The sequence below is a fragment of the Affinundibacterium flavidum genome, assembly GCF_014284175.1.
Classification (GTDB): domain Bacteria; phylum Pseudomonadota; class Gammaproteobacteria; order Burkholderiales; family Burkholderiaceae_D; genus Undibacterium; species Undibacterium flavidum.
In genome coordinates this window covers 43,924-68,977 of the sequence record NZ_JACOGA010000011.1, presented here as the reverse complement: position 1 = coordinate 68,977, position 25,054 = coordinate 43,924, and the positions used below count along the sequence as shown (strand labels likewise).

Annotated in this window: 16 protein-coding genes and 2 riboswitches; of the genes, 8 read left to right on the top strand and 8 right to left on the bottom strand. The window is 46.4% G+C overall.

Annotated features, from left to right (window positions below; all coding sequences use genetic code 11):
• Nucleotides 1–295 precede the first annotated feature (295 nt).
• From gcvP to H8K55_RS12805, 6 genes are all read right to left on the bottom strand, one after another.
• A complete protein-coding gene (gcvP, locus tag H8K55_RS12830; RefSeq protein ID WP_186942469.1) occupies nt 296–3,175 on the bottom strand; it encodes an aminomethyl-transferring glycine dehydrogenase in 2,880 nt (959 codons plus the stop codon).
• 249 nt (nt 3,176–3,424) lie between these two features.
• Nucleotides 3,425–3,802, bottom strand: a complete 378-nt coding sequence (gene gcvH, locus H8K55_RS12825) for a glycine cleavage system protein GcvH (RefSeq protein ID WP_186889835.1) — start codon at nt 3,800–3,802, stop codon at nt 3,425–3,427.
• Between the two features lie 184 nt (nt 3,803–3,986).
• The gene (gcvT, locus tag H8K55_RS12820) at nt 3,987–5,111 is read right to left on the bottom strand and encodes a glycine cleavage system aminomethyltransferase GcvT (RefSeq protein WP_186942468.1); all 1,125 of its coding nucleotides are present in this window, start codon (nt 5,109–5,111) and stop codon (nt 3,987–3,989) included.
• 206 nt (nt 5,112–5,317) lie between these two features.
• Nucleotides 5,318–5,458: riboswitch (glycine riboswitch) on the bottom strand.
• Between the two features lie 11 nt (nt 5,459–5,469).
• Nucleotides 5,470–5,567, bottom strand: a riboswitch (glycine riboswitch).
• 347 nt (nt 5,568–5,914) lie between these two features.
• A complete protein-coding gene (locus tag H8K55_RS12815) occupies nt 5,915–6,373 on the bottom strand; it encodes an EVE domain-containing protein (RefSeq protein ID WP_186942467.1) in 459 nt (152 codons plus the stop codon).
• Between the two features lie 152 nt (nt 6,374–6,525).
• Entirely contained in the window at nt 6,526–7,920 is a 1,395-nt protein-coding gene (locus H8K55_RS12810; RefSeq protein ID WP_186942466.1) for a sel1 repeat family protein, read from the bottom strand.
• 14 nt (nt 7,921–7,934) lie between these two features.
• Nucleotides 7,935–9,653: a molecular chaperone HscC gene (locus H8K55_RS12805; RefSeq protein ID WP_186942465.1), complete on the bottom strand. Its 1,719-nt coding sequence runs from the start codon at nt 9,651–9,653 to the stop codon at nt 7,935–7,937.
• Between the two features lie 232 nt (nt 9,654–9,885).
• Here H8K55_RS12805 and H8K55_RS12800 point away from each other — a divergent pair, with 232 nt between their 5' ends.
• From H8K55_RS12800 to H8K55_RS12765, 8 genes are all read left to right on the top strand, one after another.
• Complete coding sequence (locus H8K55_RS12800) at nt 9,886–11,265, top strand: SWIM zinc finger family protein (protein WP_186942464.1); 1,380 nt, start codon at nt 9,886–9,888, stop codon at nt 11,263–11,265.
• Nucleotides 11,266–11,269: 4 nt separating this feature from the next.
• On the top strand, nt 11,270–12,958 hold the full coding sequence (locus H8K55_RS12795) for a DUF5691 domain-containing protein (RefSeq protein ID WP_186942463.1): 1,689 nt from the start codon (nt 11,270–11,272) through the stop codon (nt 12,956–12,958).
• Nucleotides 12,955–14,049: an ATP-binding protein gene (locus H8K55_RS12790; protein ID WP_186942462.1), complete on the top strand. Its 1,095-nt coding sequence runs from the start codon at nt 12,955–12,957 to the stop codon at nt 14,047–14,049. The genes H8K55_RS12795 and H8K55_RS12790 overlap by 4 nt, the downstream gene beginning before the upstream one ends.
• A gap of 10 nt (nt 14,050–14,059) precedes the next feature.
• Nucleotides 14,060–16,417 (top strand): DUF5682 family protein, encoded by a 2,358-nt coding sequence (locus H8K55_RS12785; RefSeq protein WP_186942461.1) that lies wholly within the window; start codon nt 14,060–14,062, stop codon nt 16,415–16,417.
• Nucleotides 16,414–17,565: a VWA domain-containing protein gene (locus H8K55_RS12780; RefSeq protein ID WP_186942460.1), complete on the top strand. Its 1,152-nt coding sequence runs from the start codon at nt 16,414–16,416 to the stop codon at nt 17,563–17,565. Before H8K55_RS12785 ends, H8K55_RS12780 begins: the two co-directional genes overlap by 4 nt.
• Before the next feature lie 196 nt (nt 17,566–17,761).
• The gene (locus H8K55_RS12775) at nt 17,762–18,166 is read left to right on the top strand and encodes an MbcA/ParS/Xre antitoxin family protein (protein ID WP_186942459.1); all 405 of its coding nucleotides are present in this window, start codon (nt 17,762–17,764) and stop codon (nt 18,164–18,166) included.
• Between the two features lie 75 nt (nt 18,167–18,241).
• Nucleotides 18,242–18,955: an RES family NAD+ phosphorylase gene (locus H8K55_RS12770; RefSeq protein WP_186942458.1), complete on the top strand. Its 714-nt coding sequence runs from the start codon at nt 18,242–18,244 to the stop codon at nt 18,953–18,955.
• A 100-nt stretch (nt 18,956–19,055) separates the two neighbouring features.
• Nucleotides 19,056–19,643: a hypothetical protein gene (locus H8K55_RS12765; protein ID WP_186942457.1), complete on the top strand. Its 588-nt coding sequence runs from the start codon at nt 19,056–19,058 to the stop codon at nt 19,641–19,643.
• 136 nt (nt 19,644–19,779) lie between these two features.
• Here the strand turns inward: H8K55_RS12765 and H8K55_RS12760 are convergent, their stop codons facing one another.
• Both H8K55_RS12760 and H8K55_RS12755 read right to left on the bottom strand, forming a co-directional pair.
• Complete coding sequence (locus H8K55_RS12760; protein ID WP_186942456.1) at nt 19,780–20,562, bottom strand: HNH endonuclease; 783 nt, start codon at nt 20,560–20,562, stop codon at nt 19,780–19,782.
• Nucleotides 20,563–20,729: 167 nt separating this feature from the next.
• A complete protein-coding gene (locus tag H8K55_RS12755; RefSeq protein WP_186942455.1) occupies nt 20,730–24,719 on the bottom strand; it encodes an FAD-dependent oxidoreductase in 3,990 nt (1,329 codons plus the stop codon).
• Nucleotides 24,720–25,054: the final 335 nt, after the last annotated feature.

Here is a 25,054-nt window from a genome sequence, read left to right as displayed (position 1 = left end):
GTGAATAAGTGAATTAATTCCTACAAGAAACATCCATTATTTACTTGTAAGTTTAAAGAAATAATTTTGGAAGTCAGGCGCAAACACTGACAGGATAAGGCTTTCAAGAGGTATGCTCGCCAAACCTATAGCCAATCACATTCTCAGGCCATGTCGATTAATAACTTTGATGGACATAAAAAAACGGACAGGCAATTAATTGCATGTCCGTTTCGTTATCTGACAAGAGAAAATAGGTACGAAGACCTATCTCCTACTCGCTAGCTTATTTACTCGTGTTATTTACTCGCGTTATTTACTCATAATCGCTCATAGGCACACAAGCACAGAACAAGTTACGATCACCGTAGACGTTATCCGCACGACCTACTGGTGCCCAGTATTTTTGCTTGCGCAAGGCTGGAACTGGATAGGCAGCGACTTCGCGACCGTAAGCATGATTCCATTCATTCGCAACCAATACTTCTGCCGTATGCGGTGCGTTTTTGAGTGGATTGTCTTTGGCATCAAATTCACCGCTGGCGACTTTGGCGATTTCTTCACGAATTGCGATCATCGCATCGATGAAACGATCCAACTCAGCTTGTGATTCGCTTTCTGTCGGTTCTATCATCAAAGTACCAGGAACTGGGAAGCTCATGGTGGGTGCGTGGAAACCGAAGTCGATCAAACGTTTTGCAACGTCTTCATTCGAAATACCTGTCGCATCCGTCAATGGGCGCAAGTCCAAAATACATTCATGCGCGACCAGCCCATCATGACCAGAGTACAGCACTGGGTAATGTGGAGCCAGACGTTTAGCGATGTAATTCGCTGCCAAAATGGCCGTTTCAGTTGCAGCTTTCAAACCTTCCGCACCCATCATCGCGATGTACATCCAAGAGATAGGCAAAATGGAAGCGGAACCGAATGGTGCTGCACTCACTGCAGAAATACCCTTCTCGCCACGAACATAACCGTTGGAACGTTGGTTAGGCAAGAACGGGGCGAGATGCGCGCCGACAGCGACTGGGCCAACACCTGGGCCGCCACCACCGTGAGGGATACAGAAAGTTTTGTGCAAGTTCAAATGGCTGACGTCGCCACCGAATTTGCCTGGTGCAGCAACGCCGACCAATGCATTCATATTCGCACCGTCGACATACACTTGACCGCCGTGTGCATGAACGATGTCGCACAATTCACGAATACCTTCTTCGAATACGCCGTGAGTGGATGGATAAGTCACCATCGCCGCTGCCAGATTGGCGCTGTGTTTTTCCGCTTTGGCTTTCAAGTCGACCAAATCAACGTTACCGTTGTCATCACAAGCAACAACGACAACTTCCATGCCAACCATTGATGCAGACGCTGGGTTAGTACCGTGTGCAGAAGATGGGATCAATACGATATTACGATGTGAATCACCACGTGACTGATGGTAAGCCTGAATAATCAACAATCCAGCGTATTCACCTTGTGAACCCGCATTTGGCTGTAAAGAAACAGCATCGTAGCCTGTCGCTGCGCACAACATCGCTTCGAGTTGATCAATCATTTCGCGATAGCCAACGGTTTGATCGTTAGGCGCGAATGGATGGATGTTAGAAAATTCTGGCCATGTCACAGGAATCATTTCGGACGTTGCATTCAACTTCATCGTGCAAGAACCAAGCGGGATCATGGTGCGATCCAAAGCCAAATCTTTGTCCGCCAAAGTACGCAAGTAGCGCAGCATTTCGTGTTCTGCGTGGTAGCGGTTAAATGTTGGATGCGCCAAATACGCTGTAGTACGCGTCAATGCTGCGGGGAAAGCATCCGCTACTGTCGCTTCAGTTGCATCGAAATTTGGCGTTGCTTTACCTTGAGCAAATACAGCCCACAAAGCTTCGATATCTGCGCGCGTCGCTGTTTCGTCCAAAGAAACACCAACTTGTGTCGCGCTGATTTGACGGAAGTTGAAACCCGCTGCTTGCGCTGCTGCGTGAACTGCAGATGCATCAGCAACATTAATCGTCAATGTGTCGAAGAAAGATGTATTCGCAATCGCTACACCAATTTGCTTCAAACCAGCGGCTAAAGTGCCAGTCAAACGATGTGTACGTTGGGCGATTTGTTTCAAGCCAGCTGGACCGTGATACACCGCATACATAGACGCGATTACTGCCAACAACACTTGTGCCGTACAAATATTCGAGGTCGCTTTTTCGCGGCGGATATGTTGTTCGCGTGTTTGCAATGCCAAGCGATAAGCTTGTTTACCTTGTGCATCAACTGTCACACCAACTAAACGACCAGGCATAGAGCGCTTGAACGCGTCTTTAGTGCCCATGAAACCAGCGTGCGGACCGCCGAAGCCGAGTGGTACACCAAAGCGTTGGCTGTTACCAACCACGACGTCTGCCCCCCAAGTGCCCGGCGCTTCTATCAATGTCAATGCCAACAAGTCAGTAGCTGCGACAACCATCGCACCTTTAGCGTGAATCGCAGTTGCAAACTCACGATAATCACGGATTTCACCGTCTACACTTGGATATTGCAAGAGTACGCCGAAGCAGTCATTTTCTACTGCTTCGTTCGCGGTCAATGTACGCACTTCTATGCCCAACGGCTTAGCGCGCGTTTCAATGATTTCACGCGTTTGTGGCAATACATCATGCGCTACATAGAATACGTTGGAATTCGATTTACCAACGCGTTGGATCAAGGTCATCGCTTCAGCCGCGGCTGTGCCTTCGTCCAACATAGACGCGTTCGCGATGTCCATGCCAGTCATATCCATGATGACTTGTTGGAAATTCAAAATCGCTTCTAAGCGACCTTGAGAAATTTCTGGCTGATATGGCGTGTATGCCGTATACCAAGCTGGGTTTTCAAAAATATTACGCAAGATCACGCCTGGCGTGTGCGTATTGTAATAGCCTTGACCGATGAAAGACTTGAGCACTTTATTCTTGCTCGCCAAGGCTTTCAATGTTGCCAAAGCTTCTGTTTCAGATTTTGCTTCAGTGAAATCCGCTAAAGGCAAAACGTCGTGACGACGGATATTCGCCGGAACAATCGCATCAATTAACGCGGTACGATTCGCATAGCCCAACACTTTGAGCATAGCAGCTTGTTCTGCTTCTGATGGGCCGATATGACGGGCGATAAAGGCATCATGTGCCTCAAGTTGGGAAAGGCTAGTACGTGTCATGGTATTTGTGGGGGATAGTAAAACAAAATTCAACAATTAGGAGCAGCCGTCCTGCAGGACTCTGGCTTAATCCCCTCTCCCGCAAGCGGGAGAGGGTTAGGGTGAGGGACGTTCAGCATGGATAGCTGATTCTTAGGCGACCACGAAAATCAAATTCGTATTACAACAGTCCCTTGGACTATCTTCAAATAAACGCCGCCCTCACCCCTGCCCCTCTCCCGCTTGCGGGCGAGGGGTAAAAGTCAAAAATTAGCCGATATTTTTTTGGTAAGCTTCTGCACTCATGAGTGCATCAACATCCGCTGCATTCGCTGGCTTCAATTTGAACAACCATGCATCAAATGCACCTGCATTGATCGAATCTGGTGCATCAACAACTGCGTCATTCACTGCAACAACTTCACCAGCGACTGGTGCGTACACATCGCCCGCTGCTTTCACAGATTCAATCACGCAGCAATCTTTACCCGCAGCCAATACCGTACCGACTTTTGGTACTTCAACGAAAACGATATCGCCCAATGCATCTTGTGCGAAATCAGTAATACCAACGGACACTGTACCGTCGGCTTCAACGCGTACCCATTCGTGGGATTCTGTGTATTTACGATCTGCTGGAACTGTCATGTTGTTCTCCAAAAAAATTTAAAAATAATTCGAAATAATTTCTTCTTGTACTTCTGCATAATCAGGGATCGCCAAAAATTCAATTATAGAGATGCAGTCCAAGACGTAAACCGGAGCAATACGTCGGTATTGCGAGGATTTACAACGCCGGAATGCGCTCTAGAATTGGATTTGTGGTGACTCCCTAAGCTACTAAAACCTTACCATTACGGACAAACGGCAATTTCACTACAGTTGCTGCTAATTGTTTATCGCGAATCTGTACATGCACTGTGTCACCAATCGCTACACCCATAGGCAAACGTGCCAAGGCGATTGCTTCTTGCATACTTGGGCTGAAAGTACCGCTAGTGATTTCGCCATCGCCATGCGGAGTAACAACTTTTTGATGTGCACGCAAAATGCCGCCTTTTTCACGCAAAATCAAGCCGAGAAATTGTTGTGTTTGACCTTGTTCTTGCAAAGCTTTTTTGCCGACGAAGTCACGTTCTGCAACCAAGTCGATCGTCCATGCCAAACCAGCATTTAATGGATTAACAGTTTCATCCATATCTTGACCGTACAGATTCATACCCGCTTCTAAACGCAAAGTATCGCGTGCTCCCAGACCTGCTGGTTTGACGCCAACTGCGACCAGAGCATTCCACAAGTCAGTGATGCGTTCTGCAGAAACTGCGATTTCAAAACCGTCTTCACCAGTGTAACCAGTGCGTGCCACCATGACCTCGCCGAATGCTGTGCCATCAACGATCACAGCATTAAATGGTTTCATTTCTGCACTGACTGCTTTGGTTTCTGGCAGTACTTCCCATGCTTTAGCGCGAGCGTTCGGGCCTTGTACTGCGATCAAGCCGTAAGAATTTGCACCATCGCGACGTTGAGTAATCGTGACACCAGCATTAGTTGCGGCATTATGCGCATTCATCCAAGCGACGTCTTTTTCTGCTGTGCCAGCATTCACTACCAGGCGGAACCAGCTTTCGTTCATGAAGTAGATGATCAAATCATCGATCACTGTGCCTTCAGGATTTAACATCGCTGAATACAGGGCTTTACCGGAAACTTGTAATTTATCGACGTTGTTCGCAACTAAGCCGCGCAAAAAGCTACGGACATTCTCGCCTTTGATATCAACCACACACATGTGGGAAACGTCGAACATACCGACATCAGTACGCACAGCGTGATGTTCTTCAATTTGAGAACCATAGTTAACTGGCATATCCCAGCCACCGAAATCAACCATCTTCGCGCCGGCTGCACGATGTGCTGCGTTCAAGGGAGTTACTTTAAGAGTTGCTTGCGTCATGTGAGAGCCTCAGTACCAAGTTTGGACATAAAAAAGGGACGAAAAAAAGCACACGATTTAACTAATTTCGTATGCTACTTGGTCATCTCTAGAATTCGATTTTGGGGATGCAATGCTAGGCGCAAAACGCAGCAATACGTCGGTATTGCGAGTATTTGCAACGACGCAGTGCGCCCCACAATCGGATTATAGAGGTGACCAAAAATCGCTACCCCTCTGTCCTGGTACCTGAGAGATTACGAGAATCAAATATAAGCTTAGCTTAAACTGAATCTCGTCGCACCTTCGGTGGGTAGTTCAATGTCTGATAGTTCAGCACACTGCTACCGCTCTCCAGAGTAGGGGAGTTTTCACACAACCCCGCTGATCGGTCCTTTTGCCTGAGAGTTTGTTGGGTATTAGCCCCTTCGGCGGCTGCTCGCTCTATGAGTCACAGCTCTCTCCCGATCAAGTGCCGCGATTATAACCCGAAACATCTGGGTGATTTCTTATCAAGGCACTTTTTTTCACATTTTATTGAGTAATAAAGTGTCAATTGTCTTATGCAAATAAGCACTAAAAAAGCACTATTTCGAGCTTGCAGGGGCGTCAACAATCAATGAATAGTGGCTTACTTCACGCTCTCCACCACAATTAAAACCACTTCTTACTTACGACCGCCTCCTATTCGGCGCGCATGGTGTCCCCTACCTTAGCCCGTATATTCTGAGTCCGGTACGGCTTTCACTGTTATCGCGCACTACAAAGAGACGCAAGGATATCGGCATCAGTCTTACATAAGTCCTAGGTTCACTTGTAGTAACTTACTTCTTATCCAAAAGTTTTAACACTACCTTCCATTCTGCTACAGTCACGGGAGTAATCGACAAACGACTCCCTTTCTGCAACACCACCATACTCGCCAAATCTTCATTCGCCCGCATTTCCGCCAGACTCAATACACGCGTTTTACGAATGGCTTTCACATCCACCAAAATCCAGCGCGGATTTTCTGGTGTTGCTTTCGGGTCGAAATAGTGACTCTTCGCATCAAACTGCGTTGCATCGGGATATGGCGTGCTAGCGACTTCTGCAATCCCGACCACACCTGGCTCATCACAACTGGAGTGGTAAAACAAAACCCCATCACCGACTTGCATCTGATCGCGCATAAAATTACGTGCCTGATAATTACGCACGCCAAACCACGGCGCCGCACCAATGCGCAAAGCGTCATCGATACTCACTTCGCTGGGTTCCGATTTCATTAGCCAGTATTTCATTTATTTCTATCTTTCGTAAGTAACTACATTAATGCTTCCATCATACAAAGTCTCTGCAATGAAAATGCAGCCGTTCCTGTACAAATCGATCTTGCTTTCTCACGAGTTTATCTAATCCATCAGTTAGCGGAAAAATTAATACCTCCGACAATTTATTGCGAAGGTTTGTTCGCTCCCGCCATATCAGAGTACCGCCGAGACTCTTGAATATTTTTACGTCCAAAAAGATCATTTGCATATAACTCCTGCAAACGAAGCTGCGCAGACTTTGAGCCTAATTCAGCAGCGCGCTTCCAATATACTTCTGCCAAATCGATATCTCTAGCTCCACCAAATTGGGGGCTAAAATACAACTCGCCTTTTTTAAACAGTTCTTCTGATGACAGAATAATAGGGGTCGCCTCGCTCGATCTTGAATCAACAACTATAGGTTGCTTGCTCGGCTCTGAAAATCCAATAATCATTTTTATTAAAATCAAAATGATAAATACAATGACGCCAGGTGGAATGTTAAAACCATCAAATTTACTCTTAATACCACTGAAATCTATTTTCGGCGGTTGAAAAAACTTATACTCCTCAGCCCGCTTATGCCAAGTTTGCAAATTATCCAATTTGGTCACCATTGCTAGCCAAGTGGGATAACTACTTAACATATCGTCGATAAAATAAATATTCTCGCGCAAGAATTGTTTGGTCGGTGGCGCGTCGTTTCTAGCCAGGCGTATCAATCCAACTTGCCGACTACTGCGCGCTTCTTCCTGCAGATTGAAGGCACTCATTTCATCCAGCGCACGATCAAGATAGTAGCCAAACTCATCGAATCTCAGTAACCGATGTTTGTCTTGATTCCAAGCAAAACACTTCACGGCAGCCCCAAATAAATCGCCGTTTCCGGCTTGCCAGCCTTGTGCCAAATGCCCGGCGATCAGCCATTCAAATAAGTCGCGGATTTCAACATTAATCAAACGTTCGTCATCTAAATACAGACGTAATAACGATTCAGTCTGACCGACCTCTTCCGATTTCGCATTAAGGTGTTGCAGGAATTCATGAAAAATGTGACGGGCAATGTCAATCGCATAAACAGTCTGTTCTTCATCATTCTCTTCTGCGTTTGAAGCTTGATATTGTGAATTTTGTTCAGGCGCAACGCTTACTTCCGAAGTGCTTTCTGAAATAACTTCGTCTGCGTTTACTGTGCTTTCATTTGCTACTTGCGTCGCAGCAGATTCAGATTTCAAATCAAGTTCGCCAACAACGGGGGCAATTTCAGATGATTGAGTAACACGCTGATCGTCTACCAAATTCGCATCCTCAATTTGCGCCGACTCCGCATTCTGCTCAGCTATATATTGTGCTCGCCATTCTTTACTCCGCTCCCAAGCTAATGCACGTTCATAACTCTCACGCAGGTTTTGAAAACCTTCTAGGTCATTGTCCTGATCGATTTGCTTGAGCGCTTTGGCATAGGCGCGTTTAATCGTACGTTCATCGGCGTCTTGATCGATACGCTGGTCGATAAAAAAAGCGGGAATATCAAACATAGTGCAATCTTTGCTTATTCAGTGAAGTCTGGATGTAATACGACATCTTGTTCAATTTGATCAAGCACCTCAGAAAATTGCTTCTGCGCTGGTGTAATCAGTTTGGTATTTTGAGTTTCAATCACGCGTTCGAATTCAGCAATTTGATTGCTTAGCCAATCACGTGACTCGCCTTTCAATTGCTGATAAACACGATCAGCCCGCGCTAGCAAAGTGCGTACTTCAAGCGCATCACGCGGATGCATTTTTAATTTTTCCAACTCCACCAGTCGCTTGGCAATTTCATCTTCGGTTAATAAACCGGGATTGCCTTGGATGAGCACCTTTTGTATTTTCTGCGTACGAATCACAGTCGCTTGCACTTCTAACAAACCATTCACATCATAAGTAAAACGCACATCAACACCATTCTGATCACGCGGCAAGGGTTCCAGATTTAACTCTAATGAGCCCAATAAAATATTATCTTTGACCAGACGGGATTCACCCTGATAAATATCGAGTTGCAATAATTTTTGATTGTCTTCAATCGGATAATATTGCGCAACACGACTAATAGGCACCGTACTATTTCTTTCAATAATCGGCGAAAAATGTCCACTCACATTTTTGTTATTTGCCAAACGCATTGCCACTTCCACGCCTAAAGAATAAGGCGCTACATCCGTCATCACCACTTCATCGAGCGCAGCGTCTTTCATCTTTAAGCCAGCCTGAACCGCAGCACCCATCGCCACCACTTCATCAGGATTAATCTCGCTAGCAGGAAAACGTCCAAACATCAAAGTCACCAGACGTTTAACAATCGGCATACGTGTAGCACCACCAGCTAGCACGATACTATCAAGTTGATTGCTGCGTAAATTTGTATCACGTAGTGCGCGTTCAACAGGTTCACGTAAACGCTTAATCAATGGCGCAGCTAATTTGGACAAGCTCTCTTCGTCGAATTCAAGTTCCAAAGTTTGATCTTTGGTCTGCACTTCCATCTTCGCTTTTTCTTCGGACGACAGATCGCGTTTAGCTTTTTCTGCTGCGGCAAACAGCTGTTGCATAAAACGTGGATCGTTCCTCACCTTAGCTGGAAACGCATGCTTTTCAATAAACGCATCAACCATGATCTTGGTGATATCTTCGCCACCTAAATAATTATCGCCAGCAGAAGCACGTACTTCCATCACGCCATCGAACATTTCCAAAATCGAGACGTCAAATGTGCCACCGCCCAAATCGAAGACCAGGAAACGGCATTCGTCTTTAAATTCATGCATGCCATAGGCCAAAGCCGCAGCGGTTGGTTCATTGACCAAGCGCTCAACCTTCAGTCCTGCCAATTGCCCAGCAGTGCGCGTTGCTTTGCGTTGTGCATCGGAGAAATAAGCCGGGACAGTAATGACGGCCTCCGTCACAACTTCTCCAAGAAACGCTTCAGCATCCGCTTTCAAACTCTTTAAGACAAACGACGACAATTCTTCGGCGCGAAATTCGCGCTTGCCCAATTTAATCTTTTTATCGCTGCCCATGTAACGCTTAAAAACCGCAGCCGTCACTTCAGGATGTGTTTGCAAACGCTCTTTAGCGGCACGCCCGACCAAGATACTGCCGTCGTCATCGACACTGACACAAGACGGCGTCAAGGTGTCGCCCAGACTATTCGGTATCAATTGCGATTTCCCATCACGCCAGATCGCTACCAAACTATTGGTCGTACCTAAATCAATACCGATTATCATGCTTCCAACCTTTTTCCTGAACAAAAAAATAAGTGCAAAATATCCTTCATCGCAGATATTTTGCACTTCCTATTTACGTGTTGATGAATCTAAAGCATTGTAAAAGGATTCAGATGCCCTGACAATTTTTACATGTCTAAGCACGCGCTAAAATATTTAGCCTTGGACAATATTTTTCAACAATAAGTTCTAGGCGTCTGATAAGCTGCTTGCTTTTTTATCTCGTCAAAACATGTTAACGACGGAACAAATTTTAGCTCTGGCACCGGATGCGGCATCCGCAAAAGCTGGGAGCGGACAGGCCAATCTTACATACTGGTCAAAACTCGGTGCTAACGAGCAGGCCTTGTGGGGGCTTTGTCAGGGTAGCGGCAAAGAACCCTACCGCACGCAAATTGAGCTAGCGACGCCGGCTTTCAAATGCTCCTGCCCCAGTCGCAAGTTCCCCTGCAAACACGGTTTGGGCTTATATCTCTTATACGCCAAACACGCTGACAAGTTTCAGCACGAGCTAGAAGAATGGGTGACTGAATGGCTGCGTGGTCGCGAGCAACGTCAAGAGAAAAAAATCAATAAGCTTGAAGAATCCCAAGAGCTATCCGTTGAAGAACTCGCCAGTCGTGAAAAATCGGCGCAAAAGCGACAAGACAAACGCGAAACCAATGTTGCGCAAGGCCTCGCACTTTTAGAAACATGGTTGAGCGACTTAGCTAGCGACGGCCTGGCGGGATTACGTAGTAAGCCAGCGAAAGCATGGGAAGCGATGGCAGCCCGAATGATTGATGCACAGGCTGGCGGACTCGCGGCACGGATACGAGAAATCGGCATGATGATTTACGGCTCCAGCCAAGCCGGGTGGGAAATGCCGGTGGCAAATGAACTTGGTAAGCTCAGCCTGCTGCTGCAAGCCTACAAGAATATGTTACAAACGCCGGACTTGTTCAGCCCTGAACAACAAGCGGATATCCGCACTGCGATTGGATGGGTCGCCAATCAGGACGATGCATTTAATCAAGTTGCGCACGATGATATCTGGTTAGTCTTAGGCAACGAAACCCAACATGAAGCACGCCTTAGCCGCCGCGCCTGCTACTTGCTAAATATGCGCTCACAGAAAACTGCAATGATATTGCAGTTTGCCGCAGGTGGACAAACACTTGCAAGTCCTTATCTCACGGGTAGTTTGTATCAAGGACGCCTGCACTTTTATCCATCTGCGACGCCATTACGGGCGCAGGCATATGGTGAATTACAGCGTGTAGACGCTCAATCACACAGATTGCATGACTCTTTATTTTCAGATCAATTGCGATGGTTTGCTGAACAATTAGCGGCCAATCCATTTATCGATGCGCTGCCACTCATACTACGCAATGTGTGCTCACACTTGACGACGAGCACAGAACCAGAGTGTTCTCTCATTACGCCTGAAAATCTTCAAATTAAGACTACTCCTGAATTCAAGCATGCCTGGCACTTACACGCTTTAACTGGTGGTGAAGCTTGTACGCTTTTTGGTCTCTGGAATGGCATAGAATTGATGCCACTCAGTTTGCTAGCAGCAAAGGGACTACCAGACCATCAGCAAATCCATAGTTTCGATACGGAATAAGACGATGCTACTTCCAGAAAAAATTCATAAGGCTGTGCTGGTAGGGACTTCACGTTCTGCGATTCATCCGCAACAAGATGAATTGAGTAGTGCATCCGAACTCGACTCGTTGTTGCGCGATGCCGCCATGCCAAATTTACGATTATGGCAAACGATTGCGGCGAATGATTTGTGGTTACGAGCTGGTTACACACCCGGTTTGTGGAGCGATGCCAGTACCGAAAAAATGGCGCTTGTATCCGCTAGCAAAAACGACGAAATCGAACATTGCCCTTTAGCGGCACAAGAACTCTTACATTTAATTCTACGTGATATTCATGCCGAATTATTGGCCCAATGGTTGCAGCATGCACACGCCAGAAACGCCACCTTACCAGCACGTTTTCTGGTTCCATTACTGAATAAAGCCGACAAAGATCTGTCCATGCAAAAACTGCTCAAACCCTTGCTTGGAGCACGCGGTCATTGGTTAGTTCAACAACATCCTGAGTGGCGTACGCAATACAGCTTAGACAGCGATAAGCACGAGTCAGATGAGGCCTTAACTGAACAGTGGCACCTAGCGAGCTCGCAACAACGTGAAGAGATTCTGCGTATCTTGCGAGTGCGCAATCCACAAAATGCTAGAGAATTATTGCAGCAAGATTGGGCAAACGAATCCCCTGAAAATCGTGCTACTTTACTGGCGTGTCTGAATATCGAATTATCCATCACCGATGAAGATTTTCTAGAGCGCGCCCTAGAAGATAAGCGTAAAGAGGTACGTACGGTGGCACAGGAACTCTTACGTCGATTACCAGATTCGCAATTGGTCCAACGCTGTCAAGAACGTCTGAGTCACATCTTTAGCATAGAAAAATCGACAGGTATCAATGCAGCTTTAGGCTCTTTTCTCGCCAAACTTGGCGCGAATAACGTGCAGGCGAGTCTGCAGATCAAGTTACCAGAAAGCGTAGACAAGAGCATGAAACGTGATGGCATAGGATTACAAAGCTATCCAGGTTTAGGAGAGAAAGCTTCTTGGCTACGTGACTTAATGCGCAGTACTCCCGCCCAGCATTGGGTGACAACTTGGCAGCTAACACCATCACAAATTTTGCAACTACTGTCGCAACATGAATTTAAAGATGCATTGCTTCAGGGATTACTAAGTTCAATTACAGAACAAGCTACCGATACAACCGCAGATCCAACTCTTGCTGATTGTTATGCTGATTGGATTGCGCTTCTGATTGAGCACATCAGCAAAGACAAAATCCATGTCGATCTCAATCTCATCCATGCACTAGTACGACGATTGCGAAATTTGGCGCCAGCAATGCAAGACAAACTATTAATTGCGTGCATGGATAATTATTCACGCCAAGATCTTCACATACTCTACGCTTGGAGCCAACTGCAAAGCGCAGCATCCGAGCACGCCACTCCCGTATCTCAAGTGCTGTCGCAAGCCTGGCTCCAGCATGTACAAAGGCAAATCGCACAAAGCAAACAAACCGCATGGGATTTGCGACAGCATTTAAAACAAATTGCCTATTGGTTGGATGTCAGCGACTTGTCATACACAACACAATCCTGGCCAGCTGATGACTGGGAACACTGGTCATTTTGGCGTGAAGCAGTTCATGAATTTCGCGATACCTTTCAATTTCGCCACCAACTTAAACACAGTTTTATGGAGACCTCGATATGACGCAAACAAGCACTGAGCAAGTGATACGCCAACAAGCAGAACAACAATATGCGCACGAACTGACAGCGCTAAAAGAAGTCGATCAACGCCAACGTCCACCCAATTGGCAATTATCGCCTTGGGCGGTATCGACTTATCTACTCGGTGGCACACTCGACAATGGCGTTGAGGTCAGTGCAAAATACATAGGTAATCGTCGCGTCATAGAGATCGCCATCTCTACGCTGGCAACTGACCGAGCACTTTTATTGCTAGGCGTGCCAGGCACCGCAAAATCTTGGGTATCCGAGCATCTGGCAGCGGCAATCTGTGGCAATTCCAATTTAATCGTGCAAGGCACTGCCGGCACTTCTGAAGAAAGCATACGTTATGGCTGGAATTACGCGCAACTCTTAGCCAAAGGACCAAGTATGGAAGCGGTGGTCGCCAGCCCGATTATGCGTGCCATGCAACAAGGAAAAATAGCACGGGTTGAAGAGTTAACCCGGATTCCTGCCGAAGTGCAAGATAGTTTTATCAGTTTGCTGTCTGAGAAGTTTTTACCGATTGCTGAATTAGACGATTACATTCAAGCAAGCAAAGGCTTCAATGTGATCGCCACCGCAAATGACCGCGATCGCGGCGTGAATGAACTATCGAGCGCCTTAAAACGTCGCTTTAACACCGTCGTTTTACCGCTACCGGAGACAGCAGAAGAAGAAGTCAGAATCGTTGAGTCACGTGTTGCCAGCCTTGGCAAGTCATTGGAATTACCTGCTGAAAAACCAGCCTTACAAGAGATACGCCGGATCGTCACTTTATTCCGCGAATTGCGTGCTGGCCAAACTGAAGATGGCAAAATCAAACTCAAATCACCAAGCGCAAGCATGAGTACGGCTGAGGCGATTTCGGTCGTCACCAATGGCATGGCACTCGCCGCGCATTTTGGTGATGGCAGTTTGCGTGGTGCGGACTTAGCCAGTAGTGTGATTGGTGCTGTCATCAAAGATCCAGTGCAAGATCGCGTAGTCATGCTCGAATATCTTGAAACCGTCGTCAAGGAACGCGATGGTTGGAAAGACTTATACCGCGCTTGTCGCGAAGTGATCTAAGCGAGGCACCATGGCGGTTCATCTCTTCGGCATTCGTCATCACGGCCCTGGCTGCGCCCGCAGTCTGGTCAAAGCCCTACACGAATTACAACCAGACTGCATTTTGATCGAAGGCCCACCGGAAGCCGATGCGCTGCTGCCGCTAGTGAGTGCGGATGGTATGCAAACACCTGTCGCCATTTTGGTGTACGCACCTGCCATGCCGCAGCATGCAGTGTATTACCCTTTCGCCGAATTTTCACCAGAATGGCAGGCAATTCTCTATGGACAGCAACACAATGTCGAAACACGATTCATGGATCTGCCACAAGCCTATCGTCTGGCAGAAGAGATGAGTCTAGATGCTGAGCCGGTAGCCGAAACTAAAACTTTAGACAGTACTTTACAGGAAGCAAATGCGTCATCTGATGAAGCTGTAAAGGCAATCCCATTGCGCGCCGATCCATTGCTTTGGTTGGCACAAGCTGCAGGTTTCAGCGATAGCGAAACCTGGTGGGATCATCTGGTGGAACAACGCCAAGATAGTCTCGATCTATTCGCTGCCATTGAAGAAATCATGGTCGTCGCTCGTAACGAATTAAGCGCAGAATCTGAAAGTAGCGAAAAACTCAGTCTACGTGAAGCGCAGCGCGAAGCCTACATGCGGCAAACCATACGACAAGCGATGAAACAAGGCCACGAAAGAATCGCCGTGGTGTGCGGCGCCTGGCATGTGCCTGCCTTACGCAACATGCCTAGTGCCAAATCGGATACGGATATTCTCAAAAATTTGAACAAAGCCAAAGTTGCTGCCACCTGGACACCATGGACATATGGTCGGCTGTGCGCTGCCAGTGGTTATGGTGCGGGTGTACAAGCGCCAGGTTGGTATCATCACTGTTGGAATACGCCGGAAAAAGCGGCCTTATATTGGCTGACGGATGCCATGCGTCTGCTCAGAAAAAATGATCTGGATGCGTCCTCTGCACATTTAATAGAAGTACTACGTCTGGCAGATTCACTCGCCAGCTTACGCGATCGTTCTCGCGCTGGCCTAGACGAACTTTTAGAGTCATTGCAAAGCGTCTTATTCGGGAATAGTCAGACACCGATGCGTTTAATTGAAAACCAATTACTCATCAGTGACAGACTAGGAAGCATACCTGCTGAAACACCGACGCTGCCCTTGGTTGCCGATGTGAGAGCACTGCAAAAACGCCTGCGCTTGCAGCCTAAAATCGAGCATATCGATTTAGAACTCGATCTGCGCCAAGTTACTCATCTAGAAAAAAGTGGTTTCTTGCATCGCTTAAATCTGCTTGGCATCTATTGGGGAAAAACGCTTAGAGTTCAGGGTAAGAGCGGTAGTTTTCATGAGCATTGGCGTTTAAGTTGGCAAGCAGAATTTGAATTGCGTTTAATCGAAGCCAATGTCTGGGGTGCCACGCTGGAGAGTGCCTGTGATGCCAAACTTCGCCATCAGGCACAACACTGCAAACAACTACCAGAACTCTCGAAGTTGGTCGAAGAAATGCTGTTGGCGGATATCAAAACCGCGGTACCAATGCTGATGGAGTCCATGCAAAAACTCAGTGCCAGCACGAACGACGCAGGTATTTTATTGGAAGCTCTACCCGCGTTGGCCAATATCCTACGCTATGGCAACACACGAGGCACTGATCTGAACATGGTGGCAGATGTGTTCGCAGGTTTGGTACAACGTGCCTGCATCGCACTACCGCTTGCAGCGCATGGCATTAATAGTGACGCAGCACAGACGCTACTCAGTCAAATTAATTTAGCGGATCAGGCTCTACAATTATTACAGCAAGAAGAATTTAAAAATGAATGGTTAGCGGCACTGCAATTGGCCAGTTCGCCGCACAATCATGCACTGATCGCTGGTCGCGCAGTGCGCCTTCTTATCGATCATGAGGCCTGGAATCTAGAACAATGTGCACGTGCATTATCACTTGCTTGCAGTAATCCGATTAACCCACTCGCCAGCGCAGAATGGCTAGAAGGATTTTTACAAGGCAGCGGTTTACTATTGATCATGAATGATCAATTGTGGCAAATTTTGCAGGATTGGGTAGCCAGTTTATCAGAAGAGATATTTACTGAATTACTGCCATTACTGCGGCGAGGTTTCTGTCACTTTGAAGTGGCTGAACGCCGTCAACTCGGCCAAAAAGTCGCCACTGGCAAAGTGCTGCTACAAAACAAGCAAGATCATCAATTTGTTATTCACGAACAGCGCGCCGCTTTAGTACTCCCCATACTATCCAAAATTCTCGCACCAGTGAATGAACTCCAGACAGCTCAAAGTGCTGAGAAAAATGCAAACCTAAAACCCGCGCAAGATAAATCGCTGACAGACACACTATGAGCATAAGTATTCCCCCAATTAAGGATCAAAGCGATCGTCGCTGGCGATTGATACTCGGAAGCGAAGCCGATAATCTGCCGTTAGCTTCCACTGATATAGGTATCGATCGTGCACTTCAAGCACTATATGAACCTGAGGATAAAAATCGTAAAGGTGGCTTACAAAGTTCAGCGCCGACGGTGGCACGCTGGCTGGGTGATATACGTGAATACTTCCCCAGCAGCGTGGTGCAAGTCATGCAAAAAGACGCCATGGATCGTCTTGGTCTGCAACAAATGCTCATGGAACCTGAACTATTACAAACGGTACAGGCTGATGTTCATCTGGTGGCGACTTTACTTTCCCTCAATCGCATCATGCCTAACAAAACTAAGCAGACGGCAAGACTGGTGGTACGAAAAGTAGTTGAAGAGTTAGAGAGAAAATTAGCCAACCCGCTGCGGCAGGCCGTTTCTGGTAGCTTAAACCGAGCTGCCCGCAATTTCCGACCTCGGCACAATGAGATTGATTGGGTACGCACCATCCGCGCCAATCTCAAGCACTACCAAGTCGATTACCAAACCATCATCCCAGAGCGTCGCATAGGTTTTGCACGCAAAGGACAAAGCCTGCGCGATATCGTTTTATGTATAGACCAAAGTGGTTCCATGGCACCATCGGTGGTGTATGCCAGCGTCTTTGCCGCCGTACTCGCTAGTATCAAAGCGGTCAGCACTCAAGTGGTGGTCTTTGATACCGCTGTGGTGGATTTAAGTCACTTGCTAGCAGACCCGATCGAAGTCCTATTCGGCACCCAACTCGGCGGAGGCACCGATATCAATAGTGCCCTGGCCTATTGCCAAGGTTTGATACAAAAACCGCAGGATACGATTTTTGTATTGATCAGCGATTTATATGAAGGCGGCAACGCCAATCAAATGCTAGCCCGAGCGCAAGCACTGGTCGATAGCGGCGTACAAGTCATTGCCCTACTTGCCCTCGATGATCAAGGTGCACCTAGTTATGACCGCCACCATGCGAGTGTCATGGCAACCATGGGTATCCCCTGCTTTGCTTGCACGCCAGATCAATTCCCAACGTTAATGGCGATGGCGATACAAAAACAGGATGTGGCTGCTTGGGCTGCTAGTCAGGCCAACGTGAAGTAAGCGAGCATAAGCAAGAACAAAAATGAGATATCAGATTTAGTCGGCCCTAATGGAAAAATATCTAATAAGCAATAAAAAAGTGTACGCAAACCGTTTTTATTGCAACAAAATTTGTTTTCATTAAAACGAAGTGCTATAGTCACTTATCTATTTCCATTTTCGATCTTCGTCCTCTTTTTGAGACAGGAGCACATCAATGTCTACGCTGTTACGTCATCCAGAAACGCATATTCCCGCGTCAGAAGATCGTGGTGCTTTGGCTAAGATGGTGATGACGCTGATGGATCACTGGCAATTGTCTACGGAAGATCAAGCGGCTTTATTGGGTATTGCTGCCAGTAATCGCGCGACCTTGACGCGTTATCGCAAAGGCGAAGCGATTGGCACGAATCGCGATCAATATGAACGAGTCGGCCATCTGCTCGGCATTCACAAAAATTTACGCCTCTTGTTCCCACAAAACCGTGAGCTGGCCTATTGTTGGATGACGACCCGCAACCGCGCTTTCGATAATCTTTCCCCTGTCCAGGTTGTGAGGGAATGGGGATTTACTGGACTGTTGATGGTGCGCTCCTATCTTGATCGCGCTCGTGGTGTTTAGATTTCAATTTCAACTTCAATTTCATACAGCTCCGCCGAATCTCACTCGCCATTTCCCTTTTAGCATAGCCCTCGCATGCAATCTCTATTTTCTAAAGTAAAACTCCATGATGTTCATGAAAACGTCTTTCGAAATATCGTCTCACTACAAATCTCACAAGACTTGTTTGATGACCTAAGCGAGGCACCTGAGGATTGGGCATTAGCGCAACAAGTGGAAGATGAAGTAAAACCACCAACTTTCATATCGGCGACGCCTATCATCCACCGTCCTTTCGAAGATGCCCATTGGTTCAATGCGATCACCTGGCCTTTTCAACATTGGCAAGCGAGTCGTTATTCCGATGGTCAATTTGGTGTCTGGTACGGTGCAGAGTCGATTGAAACCACCACATACGAAACCGCTTACCACTGGTATTACGGCTTATTGGCGGATGCCGGTTTTCAAGAAAAAGATGTGCGAATTGAACGCAAGGTGTATACCGTCGCTTGTGACGCAGCACTACTCGATCTACGCCCCTTCAATAAAAGCCAAACTGGTCTGATACACAAGACTGACTATAGCTACACACAAGCAATAGGCACTCGCTTACACCGCGAAGGTCACCCCGGTTTAATCACACACTCAGTGCGTAATCCATCCGGTCATTGCTATGTGATTTTGAATCCGGATGTGTTATCAGACCCGCGACACTGCTGTCAATTATCTTATCGTGTTGAGGGCGATACGATTTATGTTGAAAAACAGATTGGGGCTGCTTGGATGAGTATTTCGGTTTCTGGATTATGATTGAAATTTCGTCAGTACGTATCTCAAATTAAAAGTTCACTATGTTATAAAACGATCATACAATAACACTCGTAATATTTCCTCTACAACTCAAAGCATTATGAAAATATACGCAACTCTACTACTTTTAATTACGGTTATGATTTCCACCGGCTGTGGTAATCAAATCCCTGATAACCCAAAAAGTGAAAACACTTCAGCCTCAGGTACGACCGATAGCTTTCAACCTTCAATTAAGCAAATCATCCATGATATTAATGAAGTCAACAATAAGTGTCGTGGTTTACCTGGCGATTCTGTCGAAGGTAAAACTGCTTGCGAAAAGAGAGACGAATTAATGTTGAAGGTCGAGAGAGCTGGTTGGTGTTGGGGGCCAGAAGAAGCACCTGGATCTCAAAAAAACTGGATAAAATGCAACGACGATCCTGCTCGCGCGCCAAAACGCCAATGGTATGCTCATGACATAAATCACTCAGATTGCGTCACAAGTTCATCACCAGCTGACAAAATTAGAAATTTTCAGGAATTTGGACAAGTCCCCATTACACGAGATCTTCCGAATGACGCGGTAGAAGTAGAAATTGAAATTGGAAATGGAAAATCTCAAGTATGGACGTTCTATAGGTCACTGAACGAGTGCACGGCATCTCTACCGAAGTCTCATAAAATCGACAAGAAATATGAATAGAATTCCCATTTAAGCGATAATTATTTTGAGAATGGAAAAGTATATACCAATGAGAATTTGCACTATATGGAGTGATATACTAATTCAACATCATGGTTCATGAGAAATATTTGAATTACCACACTCCATTTATCTGTCAAAGCTTACAGGTATGAGACACACCATCAATTTCGATAACCACAGATTCATTGGTATGACTCAAGATTTTTGCTAAACCATAATGAAGTTGTCTATGATGGTTTGCACAAACTACCAAAATATTCTTCGAACAATCTAAACCTTCGTTAGCTAGATGTTCCAAGTGATGACACTCAACATACTTTCTACCGTCAAGGGTCAAAAAATAGTGTCCACATATTTGACACGCCTCTCCGCGCACAAGTTTAATTAACTTACTCAGCTCTTGATCTCTTTCATAAGACTTAGCGAGAAGCTCCTTTATTGTAATACCCATTGCGGCATTGATCGCATCCAAAGTATGAATGCGTTCCAACATTAAGCTTTCGTGAGAAAACCCGCCTGTCATTAAGGTGCGTAATGGGACATCCGTAAGCAATTCAAGGCTTAGCTGAGTTGATATCTGATCGGGAGGTAAGTGCATACCGTCTGCTACGAATCTAGACTTACCTGTAGATGAATCGATAAACAGTTGAAGCTTAACCATTGGCGCATGTTCTTTTAGTAGTAAGCGTTCAAAGGTCGTCCACTTTAAAGTCAAAGAAAATGGCCAATGCCCACTTGCCTTTAATTCTATGGTCGCAATGTTCTTTTTGCCAACTCGTCGCTCAATCATCAACCTTCCATCTATAACTTGAATTCCAACAGTACCTTTTGGTTTTTCCTCCAAAGCTTTAAGTTGATGCAGACATGTTGTAAGCTCGTCACCACAAAGATTCAATACGTAGTGCTCAAGCGCCATACAAAAGCCTAACTTGTTTTAATTTAAGAACGAAAAGATATCCGACTACTCAAAAAAATACAAATTGTTACTAACATATTTTCATCAAGTAGCAAAAAAGGTCTTTACCGAATTACCAGCAAAGACCTTTAATAAAGCTAACTACAAAACAACCGTGAAACCACCACCTAAGTCTGAATAGTATTCATAACATTAATCGGCGTAATCAAATTAAACACCACAGTCCTAGGTACCGCGTCACTATTCGGATACAAAGAAAAGTATTTGGCGATGTCTTTTGCCTGACGTAGTTGAATTGCCTGTGCAATCTTGCGTACGTCTTGGTAATACTGATCGACGACATTGCGCAGAGCGTTGTCCGTAAAGCCGTAGGTGTCTTGTAAGAAATCGCTGGAGGGTTCTAATACGCCGCGGCCGAATACGGTTTCTGGGTAAGGGCCTTGGCCTGTGACTGAGGCGTTGAGTTGTATGTCTAAGAAATTCATTCCTCCTACTTCTGGATAGGTGTAAGTTTGTGATGGCAGACAGGCGAGTATGTCGGCTGGTGTCCACTGGCTGGATGTTTTATTTGCTGGTGGTGCATACATCAGGGTGGATGCGTTCGGGACAAAGGCTGCCTGATTGTAAGCGCCGTCATTGATGACCGTGTGCTGTACTGAGAACTGCCAGACAAACATGGTTAACACTTCTTTCAATAACGCTGCGGTGGTGACGCTGGCAGGGAAGCGTTGCGCTTGTTTGACGCCATCGACGTAATTAAACGCGGGAATTAATTTACTAAAGAAGCGCTGCAATTGCACATCACTCGCGACATCGCTGTCACCGTTCGGGTAATAAGTATCGACAAAATTACCGACGAAACGGTTCATGGCATCGTACCAAAGTGTCGCATCATTCACGTAGGCATAAGAGAATGGTGTGTTGGTGACGCCGCGTTTTTGTGCGTCTTTTGGAATTGCTAAATCGAGGAAGCGGAACTTGCCGTCATCGTTGTACATTTTGTCTTGCAACTGGTAGTTACCAATACGACCGCAAGAGAAAATCAAGTCATAAATGAAGCCGATGTTGTACACGCCGGGCTTGCCATTGACCTCGCGTGAATCTGGGAAGCCTTTGGCATTGGGGTTGTAGCTGCTGTCATAAATTGTTTGTTGGAATTCCGCGGTTTTGGAAACGTGCGGGCTCAGTAATTTAAAGACAGGATGTTGCTGGAACGGCGTGGTGCTGTGTGGCTCAGTGAATGGATTAAACACCTCTTCCGAGAACAAGGCAATCGACACCATGGCGGCGATTTGATGCGTTAGTAATTGATGGAAACCGACATCGTGCAGTGTTTGCCCTGCGCAATTGGTTTGCATTTTGGCGAGTAACCAGGCGTTGTCCGCATTGTCCATGGTTGGCGTAAAAACTTCACCGCCCTGCTCTAATTGAATCGCGACCGGTAATAATTCCTGTTGATCACTCACGGTGAAAAAGACTATCGGTTGCGCCAAATAATAGCCGCTTGGAATAACGGTACAAGCTTGTAAATATTGACGATAGTCGGCGACATATTGAATGTTAAGCTGACTTAATGTGCTATTGCCCGCGAGACCTGCGGTAGTCAGCAAATCCCTTAACTGACTTTGATTCACGCTGCTCAGTAAGTTGGGCATAAAGCCTGCCAATTGTTGTCGGGCGAATTCATCATCGTCTTTCAGCCAAAAAGCGGGTGCGGGTATCGTTTGGAAATTATTGCCGTAATAAATATCTTCCAGCATAGTGACCGCATTTGTCATGTCCACAGGAACGGGTGGTAATTTGGCGCGTTGTGCTACATTGTCATCCCATTGTTCATTCAGCATTTGCAAGACTTGCTTATCTTGATCAGTTGCTTTCATGGATTGCGGCACTTTGCTGTAATCAGCGATAAAGGCTGGCACATTACCGTCAAAAACATAGGTGGAATCGCCGTAAATACTGGTGCTGGCATTAGGTGCCAACGCAGCCGCTTCGCGATCAACCTGATTGTAAAGATAGGCGTATTGCAGTTGATTAGCTGTAGCTGGGTCGCCTTCCACATCCGGTGAAGTAAAGCTGCCCCAAGTTGCGCGCATCTGTTGAATTTTGTCCGTTGCGCCCGCCTGTTGCAAAATATTGAGCACGGCGTTGTAAGCAGAATCAAGCGCGCCGACGATCCAACCATGGTGCACTGAACTACATTCACCCGCAAAATTCAAACAACCATCAAATTCTGGTGTCAGCAAAGTCGGGTACAGATTTTTGAATTGACCTGGGTTAAATAGTGCGAAAGCACCGCCACCTGCATGTTCATCCCAGAACCATGTTTTAGTCGTTCTGCCATCATCGTATCCGGCAAACTCATGATAGACATCAACATCGGGATAGAGATATTGAATACCTTTCAGGCATTCCTCAACACGCTCTTTATCGCCTAATGCGCCCAACTTACGCGCGTCACCAGCCCAGCAATACACTTGTAAAACCCCGGGCTTGCTGTCGTAGGCATAAGAAGGATAAATGATTTGACGATTCGGTCTGTCCGTCGATGCGGCACCATAGCCGCCCTCTTGACGTTCGCCCACTTTAGTCCAGAACTGCGTTTTAAAAGTGAGGAAGGCTTTGAATGAAGACATGTAATTGCATTCACGTATGGCTTGCGCCTTAGAGAATGAAACATCGTTTAATAAATTAAGTTTATCTGCACCGTTTAAGTAGGCACCCATAGGCAAGGTGGTGATAACGTAAGGATAGGCTTTATCAATCGTTTTTGCGCATCCGTGCTCATCATGATGCTGCAACTTAAGGCGCATGCCGCCGTGCCCGTCGAATAGACTTTTATCGTGTTTGAGTTCTATCGCTTTATGCTTTAAATGCACACGACGCTTTTCACGACTGCGATCCAATTTGGTATCCGCAATGTGCGTCGATGTTTGCACAGAGCTTTGCGCCAAAGTTGGCGGTAAAGGCTGCGCATCTTGCGTGAGATTTGGCGGGTTGTAAATGTAAGTGCCAGTCTCAGGTGAAGGCAACATACCGATTTGGATTTGTGCGATGAGTCCATCTTTTGGGTGCACGCCTTTTTCTAAGTCCAATACCGCACGACAAGCATCCGGAAAATGCTGCATGCCTTTGTCTACCGTCAGCATATACACACCAGGGTCACTTGGGCGATACGGATCTTTACTGCCGCCCCAGTCATACACGGCGATCACCATTTCTACAAAGGATACCGCATACATACCGCTGCCAACATTGGTCGTTTCGAGGTAGCTAGCAATCGACCATGGTAGCAAAGCATTCTTTGGTCCCATGGCAGGATCGTAATACTCGCCCATATCACCAAGCCTGAATTGCGTGGTCAAATAATCCCACATCGAATACTGATCAAACTGCATCAAGAGTTCAAAACCATTCGCGAATGATTGATCAAATGCAGCCAAGAAAGGACCGTTGACTTGATCAAGCACCATATTAACCGGCAGGTAGGAATTACCATTCGCATCCTGTTTGGGTGTAACCCAAAAATCAGGAATATCTCCACCATTTCTCTCGCCAAAATTCAAATCATTTAACGCATATTCCGGCGTATTGGTAATGGCATTCGGCATATTATTAAAGCGCAGTCTTTGCTCCGGGGAGCTGTAATAGAACTTGCGCCAGAAGACTTGCTCTTTCTCACGGCCATTGCGCGCCAACACTGTGTTGACCGCCAAAGCCAATTGTTGAACCGGCAGCATATCAGCAGAAAATTGTGGCAAACGCATGCCACCGATTTCACCATACAAACCATGTTGATTGCGCTCATCGCTGTGGTAATGCGTGGAATACCAAGTACGTATGCGACCACCCACGCGTTCCGAGCTTTCAAATACTTCGCATTCAATACCCAGCGATTGCAGAATTAAGCCAGAAAATAAACCAGCGAAACCGCCACCAATAATGCCCACCAGTGGGAAGTGACTCGGATGCTCTGGGCTACTGGCATTTATTTCTGTTTTGAATCGCTGTGCCTGCGCGCGCGTTCTTTGCTGTTGGATATTGGCGCGATAATTAGCACCGTGATTGGTCAATAACCATTGAGAAAATGCTGTACGCAAAGTACCGGCTTTTGCGGGTACCGCCGCCGCAGTAGGCTTAAATGAAAGAAAGCTCATGATGTCATCCAAAAGTAGAGGTTCAAAACGATGCAATAAAAACCGCGCCCTATGCAGGTCGGTTACGGAACAAACGTGAATTCAAAAAAAGGGTTTAGCGCTCAGGTTCTGGACATTTCAGCTGGGTAAGTTCAGCTGCTAAGCCACCAGCCAACTAACAGTCAGCTAAGGGAGAAACGCAGAGCACTAACAAGCGCTTTGCAAGTTACGTGCCATTGTGCTTTTTTTGGAGAAAAATAAGCGGCAGAAACCACCTGCACAATATTAAACAGGAGTAAATATTTTTAATTCATAAATTATTGGTGCTTGTGCCTGTAAAGGCTAGGCTTGAACGT

Coding starts and splice junctions, on each gene's coding strand:
- gcvP (WP_186942469.1), bottom strand. CDS start 3,175: ATGACACGTACTAGCCTTTCCCAACTTGAGGCACATGATGCCTTTATC.
- gcvH (WP_186889835.1), bottom strand. CDS start 3,802: ATGACAGTTCCAGCAGATCGTAAATACACAGAATCCCACGAATGGGTA.
- gcvT (WP_186942468.1), bottom strand. CDS start 5,111: ATGACGCAAGCAACTCTTAAAGTAACTCCCTTGAACGCAGCACATCGT.
- H8K55_RS12815 (WP_186942467.1), bottom strand. CDS start 6,373: ATGAAATACTGGCTAATGAAATCGGAACCCAGCGAAGTGAGTATCGAT.
- H8K55_RS12810 (WP_186942466.1), bottom strand. CDS start 7,920: ATGTTTGATATTCCCGCTTTTTTTATCGACCAGCGTATCGATCAAGAC.
- H8K55_RS12805 (WP_186942465.1), bottom strand. CDS start 9,653: ATGATAATCGGTATTGATTTAGGTACGACCAATAGTTTGGTAGCGATC.
- H8K55_RS12800 (WP_186942464.1), top strand. CDS start 9,886: ATGTTAACGACGGAACAAATTTTAGCTCTGGCACCGGATGCGGCATCC.
- H8K55_RS12795 (WP_186942463.1), top strand. CDS start 11,270: ATGCTACTTCCAGAAAAAATTCATAAGGCTGTGCTGGTAGGGACTTCA.
- H8K55_RS12790 (WP_186942462.1), top strand. CDS start 12,955: ATGACGCAAACAAGCACTGAGCAAGTGATACGCCAACAAGCAGAACAA.
- H8K55_RS12785 (WP_186942461.1), top strand. CDS start 14,060: ATGGCGGTTCATCTCTTCGGCATTCGTCATCACGGCCCTGGCTGCGCC.
- H8K55_RS12780 (WP_186942460.1), top strand. CDS start 16,414: ATGAGCATAAGTATTCCCCCAATTAAGGATCAAAGCGATCGTCGCTGG.
- H8K55_RS12775 (WP_186942459.1), top strand. CDS start 17,762: ATGTCTACGCTGTTACGTCATCCAGAAACGCATATTCCCGCGTCAGAA.
- H8K55_RS12770 (WP_186942458.1), top strand. CDS start 18,242: ATGCAATCTCTATTTTCTAAAGTAAAACTCCATGATGTTCATGAAAAC.
- H8K55_RS12765 (WP_186942457.1), top strand. CDS start 19,056: ATGAAAATATACGCAACTCTACTACTTTTAATTACGGTTATGATTTCC.
- H8K55_RS12760 (WP_186942456.1), bottom strand. CDS start 20,562: ATGGCGCTTGAGCACTACGTATTGAATCTTTGTGGTGACGAGCTTACA.
- H8K55_RS12755 (WP_186942455.1), bottom strand. CDS start 24,719: ATGAGCTTTCTTTCATTTAAGCCTACTGCGGCGGCGGTACCCGCAAAA.